This is a genomic window from Polymorphospora sp. NPDC050346 (genome assembly GCF_040655695.1).
GTDB classification, from domain to species: Bacteria; Actinomycetota; Actinomycetes; order Mycobacteriales; family Micromonosporaceae; genus Polymorphospora; species Polymorphospora lycopeni.
Map to the genome: position 1 here is coordinate 23,791 of NZ_JBFAKM010000056.1, position 10,044 is coordinate 33,834.

Annotated in this window: 8 protein-coding genes and 1 pseudogene; 5 read left to right on the forward strand and 4 right to left on the reverse strand. The window is 70.3% G+C overall.

Going from position 1 to position 10,044, the window contains the following annotated elements:
* Positions 1-74 precede the first annotated feature (74 nt).
* Positions 75-551, reverse strand: coding sequence for a nitroreductase/quinone reductase family protein (locus tag AB0I42_RS34430; RefSeq protein WP_357543947.1), 477 nt, complete (start codon positions 549-551; stop codon positions 75-77).
* Positions 548-1,327, reverse strand: coding sequence for a glucose 1-dehydrogenase (locus AB0I42_RS34435; RefSeq protein ID WP_357543948.1), 780 nt, complete (start codon positions 1,325-1,327; stop codon positions 548-550). Before AB0I42_RS34435 ends, AB0I42_RS34430 begins: the two co-directional genes overlap by 4 nt.
* 145 nt (positions 1,328-1,472) lie before the next feature.
* Between AB0I42_RS34435 and AB0I42_RS34440 the strand changes: the two genes are divergently transcribed.
* Positions 1,473-2,117 (forward strand): TetR/AcrR family transcriptional regulator, encoded by a 645-nt coding sequence (locus AB0I42_RS34440; protein WP_357543949.1) that lies wholly within the window; start codon positions 1,473-1,475, stop codon positions 2,115-2,117.
* Positions 2,118-2,238: 121 nt separating this feature from the next.
* On the opposite strand, the pseudogene AB0I42_RS34445 reads toward AB0I42_RS34440, so the two are convergent.
* A pseudogene (locus AB0I42_RS34445) lies at positions 2,239-2,427 on the reverse strand (transposase family protein); the annotation flags it as partial.
* A gap of 119 nt (positions 2,428-2,546) precedes the next feature.
* On the reverse strand, positions 2,547-4,037 hold the full coding sequence (locus AB0I42_RS34450) for a carboxylesterase family protein (protein WP_357543950.1): 1,491 nt from the start codon (positions 4,035-4,037) through the stop codon (positions 2,547-2,549).
* A 96-nt stretch (positions 4,038-4,133) separates the two neighbouring features.
* On the opposite strand from AB0I42_RS34450, the gene AB0I42_RS34455 reads away from it, so the two are divergent.
* The 4 genes from AB0I42_RS34455 to AB0I42_RS34470 form a co-directional block, all read left to right on the forward strand.
* Positions 4,134-4,733: a TetR family transcriptional regulator C-terminal domain-containing protein gene (locus AB0I42_RS34455; protein WP_357543951.1), complete on the forward strand. Its 600-nt coding sequence runs from the start codon at positions 4,134-4,136 to the stop codon at positions 4,731-4,733.
* Between the two features lie 487 nt (positions 4,734-5,220).
* Complete coding sequence (locus AB0I42_RS34460; protein ID WP_357543953.1) at positions 5,221-5,847, forward strand: hypothetical protein; 627 nt, start codon at positions 5,221-5,223, stop codon at positions 5,845-5,847.
* On the forward strand, positions 5,847-8,621 hold the full coding sequence (locus tag AB0I42_RS34465) for an ABC transporter ATP-binding protein/permease (protein ID WP_357543954.1): 2,775 nt from the start codon (positions 5,847-5,849) through the stop codon (positions 8,619-8,621). The genes AB0I42_RS34460 and AB0I42_RS34465 overlap by 1 nt, the downstream gene beginning before the upstream one ends.
* Positions 8,618-10,044, forward strand: a 1,427-nt coding sequence (locus AB0I42_RS34470) for an ABC transporter ATP-binding protein (protein WP_357543955.1), incomplete at its 3' end; no start/stop codon positions are given. The genes AB0I42_RS34465 and AB0I42_RS34470, both read left to right, overlap by 4 nt.

A 10,044-nucleotide genomic window follows, 5' to 3' on the forward strand; every position in this document is an offset into this window, starting at 1 on the left:
CTGGCGAAGAGCTGCTCTAGCCGCGACTACACCCCAGTCCCTGGGAGTAGGTCCATCTGTCGAGGGATCCGCGATCACGGCCGATGGCGGAAGCTGATGCGCATCAGCCGACTGTCAGCCCAGTCTTCGAGCCGAGTCGGCCGGATGGTGCCAGGGTCGTGGGGCTGGTTGAGATCCGCGACGATCTCCGCCAGCACGGCCTGACGTTCAGCTGGGTCGGTGACAGGCGCGGCCCGCGCAGGCAGATCCGCGCGGATCCCGTTCTTGAGGTGGAAGGTGAAGTTGGGATTGGCGAGAAGGTTCGCATGCCAGTCGGTCGCGGCACCGCCGGCGCCGCTACACAGGTAGGTGGTGCCCGCAGCTCGGTAGAAGAAGATCTCGATGCGGCGTGGCCGGCCGGTGCGGCGCCCCAGCGTCGTGATGTCGATGATCCGTTCGCTGGTGCCTGCGGCGGGGGTGATCTCGATGGCTCGCCGGATGTGATCGGGCAGGTGCGACAGAGACGCGTCACGTACGGAGTCGTTCCATCCGGTCGTGTCTGGACTGCTCATGCGGTCTCGGTCTGAAGGGCGGGCCCGAGGAGGAGTCCACCGTCGATGACGTACTCCGACCCCGTGATGAACGACGCGTCTGATGACGTGAGGAACAGGAGAAGCCGGGTGACGTCGGTCGGCTCTCCAAGTCGGGGGATGGCGAACGGCTCGGGTGAGTAGAAGTCGGCGATTGCCGCGGTGGCGCCGGCTGCTGGTTCTTGGATGAAGGGGGTCGCGATCACGCCGGGGTGGATGGTGTTCACGCGGATGTGGTCCCGGCCGAGCTCGAGCGCTGCCGTTCGGGTAAGGCCTCGCACGGCCCACTTGCTGGCGACGTACGGCGCGTAGTGCGCCGTGCCGCCCAGGCCCATCGTCGAGGCGATGTTGACGATGGCTCCCCCTGTTGCGCGTCGCAGAGCGGGGGCGGCGACCTTGATCCCGAGGAAGGTCCCTGTGAGGTTGATGTCGAGGATGCGCGACCACGTGGCCTGGTCCGTGTTCTCGATCGGCGCCGGCGGGTTCTGGACGCCCGCGTTGTTGACGAGCACGTTCAGGGCGCCGAAGGCACTCTCGGCGGCTAGCACAGCGGCGGACCACGAGCTCTCGTCGGTGACGTCGAGGCGGGTGAAGTGAGCGCGGGTCCCGAGTTCGTCGGCGAGAGCGGCGCCGCGTTCGGTGTCGATGTCGCCGATCACCACGTTCGCTCCCTCCGCGTGAAAGGCGCGTACGTGGCTCGATCCCTGGCCACCGGTCCCACCGGTCACGAGCACGGTCTGGTTGTCGAAGCGGTTCATCCGATGTTCCTTCGGTACGTGGGTGGCTGACCGGGATCATCGGCGATGAACGATCAGCCGATGGCGAGCCGAGCGACTCACCACTGCCCTGACACTAGATTGGTGGCAGTGGCGAGTCAAGCCACTCACCTCGTATGCTCGGTCCATGAGCAGGGTCGTACCGACGTACCACCAGCGCGTCGCCCAGGAAAAGCGCGCGCTGATCGTGACCGCCGCGACCGCACTGTTCCTCGAGTTGGGCTACGACCGGACATCGCTGGCGCGGATCGCAGAGCGCTCGGGTGTCTCGCGGGCCACCTTGTTCAAGCAATTTCCGAGCAAGGCTGCCCTGTTCGACGCCATCGTCACCGAGTCCTGGTCAACCGCTGACGAGGAGGATCCTCCGCCGGCAGGCAACGTCGTTGACGGGCTCAGCGCCATCGGTCGCCGTTACGCCGAGCTGTTGAGCCGGCCCCAGATGACCGACCTGTTCCGGATCGTCATCGCCGAGCTGCCGCGGTTCCCGGAGCTGGCCCATGCGCAGTTCTCGCACGGGAAGATGCCCTACTTCGAGTCCGTACGCAGCTACCTCCTGGCTGAGCACGAGGCGGGAACGGTGCGGGTCGAGGACGTGAACCTCGCAGCCACCCAGTTCCTGGGCATGATCTCCAACTACGTCTTCTGGCCAACACTCCTGGTGCCCGGCTGGGAGGTGAGCGCCGAACGCGTCGCTCAGGTAGTCGACGAGGCCGTCCGCACCATCGCCGCCCGGTACGCCGCGACTGAACCAGGGGCGTCCACCAACGACTGAGTCCCGCCGCCACCAAAGAAGCTGATGCCTAAGCAATCGAGGCCGTCGGCACCAAGGGCGTTCGCGGGGCATCCCGGGGCGGACACCGAAGAAGGGGGTGTCGATGTGTTGACCACCTCGATCAGCCTTTGTCAGCCAGCAGTTCCACGTCCGCCCATCGCGCGGTGATGATCACATCGTGCATGCGGACGGCGGTCAGGTCGTGGGTGGAGCCAGGCAGCCCGTCAGAGATCCACACCAGGTCGCCGCAGCGCGGATCGACCAGCCCTTGCAGGTTGACGCCGTGATGATGGTGCTTGCCGCAGTAGTACAGCCGGGTGGGATCTGATGCCAAGCGGGCCGGGTGTTGCCTGGCTGTACGCCAATTCGCGCTGTCCCCGATGGGCAGGTGAGTGGCGGCGTCGCAGTCGTAGGAGCCGACCCGGACAATCACGAGAGATCGAAGGGGGCGGGGAAGTGGCCTTCCCAGACCTGGCGGGATGCCTGTTCGGGGTAGGGCAGGGTCTTCGACTCGGTGTCCAGGACGCGGGTGAGGTGCCCGCCGGGCCGGTGAGCGGACCAGCCCGCGTCGCCGGTGGTGACGAAGCGGACCCATGCCTCCTGGAGTTCGCGGGAAAGCGCGACGGCCTCGGGAGTGGGCTCCCCGCCGATGAGCTGGGTGCCGACGGGGCTGTCCAGCGTGCCGAACGCCAGGGGCACGTCGAGGCTGTGGCAGGCGCCCAGGATGCCGCCGAGGGCCGGGGCAACCCAGCACAGTTCGAACAGGTATGAGGTGCCGCCGGCTGCGGCGTTCGCCTCGGCCAGCTTCTGTGACGGCATGCGGAAGAGGGCGTCGGAGTACACCGTCTCCACCAGCTCCTCCGGGCCTGCCTGCGGGAACGCGGCACGGTAGGCCCGCGCGCCGTCCGGCTGCGGGGCGTGCAGTTCCAGGGCTGCGTGGGCGTCCTCCTCGGCGAAGGTGCCGTACCGTCCGCTCATGACGCTGAAGTACCGGAATTCGTCCCGGGTGTGGCCGACCAGCAGTTCGGTCCCGCTCGCGCGCGCGCCGGTCAGCGCGGGCCAGGGCGTTTCCGGGAGGACCTCGCCGTCGACGACGGGGCACAGCGCGGTGCCGGTCTCCGTGAGGCGTCCCCAGCTCTCCCGGTGCGCGTGGAGGCCGGCGTTGAAGGAGGTGAGCTCGGCGGCCAGGTGCCATGGGTCGATGTCGCGCAGAGCCTCGGCGGTGGGGGCCGCCGCGCCGAGCCGGTCCGCGAACGCGGCGGTGACCTGCCGTGCCAGCGCGGGGGTGCTGTGCAGCCCCGGCACCGAATGGGCGATGGCCCGCCGGAACAGGCCGCGCGCGGACTTCATCGTCAGCAGGGCGGCGACCGAGCCCGCCCCGGCGGACACCCCGCCCACGGTGACCCGGCCGGGGTCGCCTCCGAAGGCGGCGATGTTGCGCTGCACCCACTCCAGCGCCGCGATCTGGTCGAGGAATCCGCGGTTGGGCGGCACGTCGTCGAGGAACGCGAATCCCTCCGCGCCCACGCGGCAGTTGATGGTCACCACGACGACTCCCGCCTCGGCCAGCGCTGCCGGGTCGTACATCGGGTCGCTCGACGCCGCCGAGAGGTAGCCGCCCACGGGGATCCACACCAGCACCGGCAGTCCCGCCGCGCCGGGATCCGGAGTGCCGACGTTGAGCGTCAGCCAGTCGGTGCCCTGCGGGGGCACGTCGATCGGCAAGGACAGCGGCACCACGGGGCCGAACTCGACCGCCTGCCTCGTCCCCTCCCAGCGGTGCGGCGGCGCGGGCGCGGCGAATCGGAGCGCTCCGACCGGGGGCTGGGCGTAGGGGATGCCGCGGAACACCGCGTGCCCCTGCCGCCGGCGCCCCTGCACCACGCCTTCCGTGGTCCGTACCCTTGGCTGTTCACACATGACGACTCCTTCCCTCGAGTGGAACCCAGGATTATGGGTCAGTTGTATTATGTCAACTGTATTGGAACAGTCCCGGGTACGAGGGAGGGGCCGGCGATGCCGAAACAGGTGGACCACCGCGGACGCCGCGAAGCGATCGCCCGCGCACTGTGGCGGGTGGTGGAGCAGCGCGGCGTCACACAGCTGACGATGCGCGTGGTCGCACAGGAGGCGGGCATGTCACTCGGGCAGCTGCAGCACTACTTCGCCTCCCGGACCGCCATGCTCTCCTTCGCCATGGACTTCGCGTCCGAGCAGACCTCGGTGCGCGTACACCACGGGCTCGAAAAGCTCGGTGACCGTCCGCACCCCCGTGACGTGCTGCGACTGACGCTCGCGGAAATGCTCCCCCTGCATGCCGACGCCCGCGCGACCAGCCGGATGAGCGCCGCCTACGCCCTGGAGGCGCTGCACGACGAGGCCGTGCACGAGCAGGCGCGCCGCGGCCTCGTCCAAGGGCGGGCCCTCGTCGAGCAGTTGGTCCGCCAGGCGATCGCCGACGGGCACATCGACTCCGGCCGCGACCCGGCGACCGAGACCAACCTGCTCCTCGCCCTCACCGGCTTCACCTCCCTGATCGAACTCGACGTGATCGGGCCCCAGGACGCGCTCGCCGCGATCGACGTGCATCTGGACCGGCTGTTCAGGAGCACATGACCTGTCCCCGGACACGGGGGCAGGTGAGGACAAGATCGGTTCTAGTCCGACCGCTCCCCGGCCTGGTGCCATCTGACCGGCCACCTCTACCTCGGCACCGCGCCCGGCAACCTGGCTCGGCCGTCATCGTCGGCGTAGTGCCGCTTGCCGTCGCATTCAATGACCAGCCGCCGCCGGCCTGGCGTGGTAGCGGGCCGGGGGCGCGTCGCTGTACCGGGATGCAGGGGTCGTAGTGCAGGTAGACCTGGTTGAAGGTGGCCGGACGCGGGCGGCCGTGCAGCAGCCGCATCGTGGTGTCGGTCGTCGCCGGTCGCTCGTGAGTCGATCCGTCACCTTGACCCCGGGATCTTGTTTTCCCGCGAGCCCTAACTTAGGGTGCCCTTAGTTACCCCCTATAACTCGCGGTGGAGGTGCAGTGGCGCGCGTAGGCGAACGTCGACGCCGGATCGGGGTTGACGACATCGTGCGGGTCGGTCGCGATCTGGGGATGGACGCCCTCAGCGTCAAGGCCGTCGCCGTCGAGCTTGGGGTTAGCCCGACCGCGCTCTACCGCTACGTCGACGGGCGGTGGGCGCTCGAACAACTCGTCGGGGAGAGCATCCTCGCCGAGCTGACCCTGACCGACGACCCCTCACACGGCATCGAGCGGCACCTGCTCTCGTTCGCGCTGCAACTGCGGGCCTTCACCCATGTCCACCCGGGCATAGCCAGCTACCTGCAGACACTCTTCCCCCGCGGCGACTCCGGGCGGCGGGTGCTCGCCGACGAGGTCGCCGCGCTCGTCCGGCGTGGCTACGCCCCGGACGCGGCGATCGTCGTCTGCGGGGCGGTCGCCTCGATGACGATCGCGCTCGCGGCGTCCGAGGAGGTCAGCATCGCGGCCGAGAAGGAGGACGCCGACGGCCTCGACCGGGAGCGTCTGTCGGCGGTCACCCACCTCGCCGTCGACGACCGCCTCGGGCCGGCGCACCTTGCCCTGCCCCAGTTCGCGCGTCCCGAGTACGTACGGCTGCTGCTCACCGGCGCGATCCGTGGCCTGGTCCACGTCGCGCCGCCCGGCCGGCCGGTCCATGAGATCGTCGCGGACCTCGCCGCGACCGGAGAGGAACTTTGATGGGCAGACGCGGATTCCAGGGTGCGGTCATGCGCAGCTTCGGCGCCCGTGACCATGAGTCGACCGTGGTCGGGCGGGAGCAGCGTGCGCCGAACCTGGTGCGTATCCGGCTGATCTCGCCGACGCTCTTCGACGAGGTGGAGGTCTTCCCCACAGTCTGGCTTCGGTTCTGGTTCCCCGACCCGGACGGTGGTGAGACCGAGCACCAACGCGCCTACACGATCGCCGAGGCGGATACGTCGACCGGCGAGTTCGCCATCGACATGGTGCTGCACGAGCCCGCCGGCGCCGCGTCCACCTGGGCGCAGAACGCCCAGCCGGGATGGACCGTCATGGCGACCTCGCTCGGCTCGTCCCGGTTCGAGGTGCCGGAGGACCTGCCTGCCGGCTACCTGCTGATCGGCGACTCGGCGTCGATCCCGGCGATCAACGGCATTCTCGGCGCGCTCCCCGCCGATGTCCCGGTGGAGGTGTACCTCGAGCAGCACGACGAGGCCGACCTGCTCATCCCGCTCGCCGCCCACCCGCGGGCACGTGTCCACTGGGTGCCGCGTGCCGGAGGGGCCTCGCTGGCCGGGGCGATCGAGGCACGTGACTGGTCGGACTGGTATGCCTGGCTCGGCACCGAACACGTCTCCCTCAAGCACCTGCGGGCCCGGCTGAAGGACGAGTTCGGGTTCCCGAAGTCGGAGGTGTACGGCCAGTCGTACTGGATCTACGGCCGTTCCATGGGCAAGTGGCGCGCCAGCAAGGAGGAACGGGCGGCTGTCCGGGCCGCGGAGGCGGCCACCGCCGCCCCCGCCGACACGCCCGCCGACCGAGCGTCGTTGGTAGCCTCGGCCGCACCCGTCGTGGACGGGGCCGGCGCGACGACGGCCCCGACAGCACCGGCCGAGTCCGTGCATTCGGACACGGCCGACCCGGACGTGCGGGGCGCCTGGCGAGCCCAGGCCGCCGGACGACTCCTTGTGCCGCTCAAGCGCACCCTCATCCTGGCCGGGGTGTTGCAGGCGGTGGTGACCCTGGTGGAGTTCGCCCCGTTCGTGCTGCTGGTCGAGCTGGCCCGGCGGATGCTGGCCGGCGCGCCGGACCACGCGCTGTGGACGGTCGGGCTGTGCGCGGTCGCCCTGCTCGGCGTGGGCACTCTGCTCAGCGGCGTACTCACCCTGTGGCTGCACCTCGTCGACGCCCGCTTCGCGCGAGGCGTGCGGCAGCGACTGCTCGGCAAACTGGCCCGGCTGCCGCTCGGCTGGTTCACCACCCGCGGCTCCGGCCACGTCAAGCAGGTGGTGCAGGACGACACCCTGGCCGTGCACTACCTGGTGACCCACGCCGTCCCCGACGCCGTCGCCGCGATCGTGGCGCCGCTGGCCGTGCTCGGTTACCTCTTCGTGGTCGACTGGCGGATGGCGTTGCTGCTGTTCGTACCGGTGCTGGTCTACGTGTTCACCATGTACGCGATGATCATCCAATCCGGACCCAGGATCAGCCAATCCCAGCGGTGGGCGGAGCGGATGTCCGGCGAGGCCGGCGCCTACCTGGAGGGACAGCCGGTGATCCGGGTCTTCGGCGGGGCTGCCGCGTCGACGTTCCGCGCCCGGCTCGACGAGTACATCCAGTTCCTCAACGACTGGCAGCGGCCGTTCACCAACAAGAAGACTTTGATGGACCTCGCCACCCGGCCGGGGACGTTCCTGCTCGTCATCGCCGCCGCCGGCACCGCCTTCGTCGCCGGCGGCTCGATGGAGCCGGTGACGCTGCTGCCGTTCCTGCTGTTGGGAACCACGTTCGGCGCCCGGCTGCTCGGCATCGGCTACGGACTGAGCGGGCTACGCGCCGGGCTGCTCGCCGCCCGCCGCGTACAGAACACCATCGACGGCCCCGAACTGCGGACCGCCGCGGAGGACGCCCACGCCGCCCCAGGGGAGGTCGATGTCATCGGAGACGGCGACTCCACCCACCACCGCGCCAGGACCGTCGTCTTCGACCGGGTCACATTCTCCTACCGGCCCGGCGTGCCGGTGATCTCCGACGTCTCGCTCACCCTCATCCCCGGCACCGTGACCGCGCTCGTCGGCCCGTCCGGATCGGGCAAGTCGACGCTGGCCGCACTGCTCGCCCGGTTCTACGACGTCGACTCCGGCGCGATCCGGGTCGGCGGTCGCGACGTGCGCGACCTCGGCGTCGACGCGCTGTACGAGCGGGTCGGCTTCGTGTTCCAGCAGACGCAACTGGTGCACGGCACGGTGCACGACAACATCGCCCTCGCCGTGCCGGACGCGACCCGTGAGCAGGTCGTCGACGCGGCCCGAGCGGCGCACATCCACGATCGCGTCCAACGCATGGCCGACGGGTACGACACCGTCCTCGGACCCGACGCGGCACTGTCCGGCGGGGAGCGCCAGCGCCTCACCATCGCCCGCGCGATCCTCGCCGACACCCCGGTCCTCGTCCTCGACGAGGCGACCGCCTACGCCGACCCCGAATCGGAGTACCTCGTGCAACAGGCCCTCAACCGGCTCACCGCCGACCGCACCGTGCTCGTCATCGCCCACCGGCTGCACACCATTACCGGCGTCGACCGGATCGTGGTGCTCGACGAGGGACGCATCGCCGAGACCGGCACCCACGACGAACTCCTCGCGGCCGGCGGCCGGTACCGGCGGCTCTGGGACGCCGGACAGGGACGCAGTGCCGACGACGCCGCGACCGACCCGGACGGGCAGCCGCGGCCGGCCGGTCAGTCGTTCGAGATCGAGGGAGCGGCCCGATGATCCCTACCCTGGTGCGTCTGCTGCCTCCCGACCAGCGTGGCCGGGTGGCCGGCCACACCGCCCTGACCGTCGTCGGCGTCATCCTGCGCGCGGTCGGCGCGGTGCTGCTGGTGCCGCTCGTCGCTGCCCTGTTCGGCCCCGACCCCGAACGAGCGTGGCCGTGGGTGGGTGCCCTGACCGCGGTAACCGTCGTGGGATGGGTCGTCGACGCGAGTGTCGCCCGGATCGGCTTCGACCTCGGGTACGGGCTGCTCAACAACGCCCAGCACACGATCGCCGACCGGCTCACCCGGATCCAGCTGACCTGGTTCACCGCCGACAACACCGCCACCGCCCGGCAGGCGATCGCGGCGACCGGCCCGGACCTGTTCGGCATCATCGTCTACCTGGTCACCCCGCTGATCGGCGCGATCGCCCTGCCCGTCATCACCGGGCTGGCGCTGCTCGCCATCTCCGTACCGCTCGGGCTCGCCGCACTGGCCGGGGTCCCGGTGCTGCTCGGCGCGTTCTGGGCGGCCGGGCGGATCACCCGGGCCGCGGACCGCACCGCAGGTGAACGCAACACCTCGCTGACCGAGCGGATCGTCGAGTTCGCCCGCAACCAGCAAGCCTTGCGGGCGGCCCGGCGCGCCGAACCAGCCCGCAGTGTCGTCGGCGCCACGCTGGAATCCCAGCACGGTGCGGCCATGCGGCTGGTGCTCATGCAGATCCCGGGGCAGTTGCTGTTCAGCCTCGCAAGCCAGATCGCCCTGGTGCTGCTGGCCGGCACCACGACGGTGCTTGCGGTGCGGGGCGACCTCGGCATTCCGGAGGCGATCGCGCTGATCGTCGTCATCGCACGCTACCTGGAGCCGTTCGCCGCGCTCGGTGAACTCCTCCCCGGCCTTGAGACCGCCACGACGACCCTGCGTCGGATGCACGCCGTCCTGAACGCACCGGTCCCGACCGGGGGCACGGCGGACGGGTTCGTGTCGACCGAAGCGCCCCGGATCCGGCTGGACGCAGTGGAATTCCGCTACGACCCGGACGGCCCACCCGTCCTCGACGGCCTGGACCTGACCTTCGAACCGGGGAGCACCACCGCGATCGTCGGCCCTTCCGGATCGGGCAAGAGCACCGTCCTGGCGCTGCTCGCAGGGCTGCACACACCGTCGAGCGGAGCCATCCGCATCGGCGACGCCGACGTCGCCACCCTGGATCCGGACGCCAGGCGCCGGCTGGTCAGCGTGGTCTTCCAACACCCGTACCTGTTCGGCGGCACGGTCCGGGACAACATCCTCGCCGGCGACACCTCGGCCGACGCTGACCGCGTCGCCCGGGCCGCGGCGTTGGCCCGTGTCGACGAGTTGACCGCCCGGCTGCCCGACGGGGAGGCGACCGTCGTCGGCGAGGCCGGCACCGCCCTGTCCGGCGGCGAACGGCA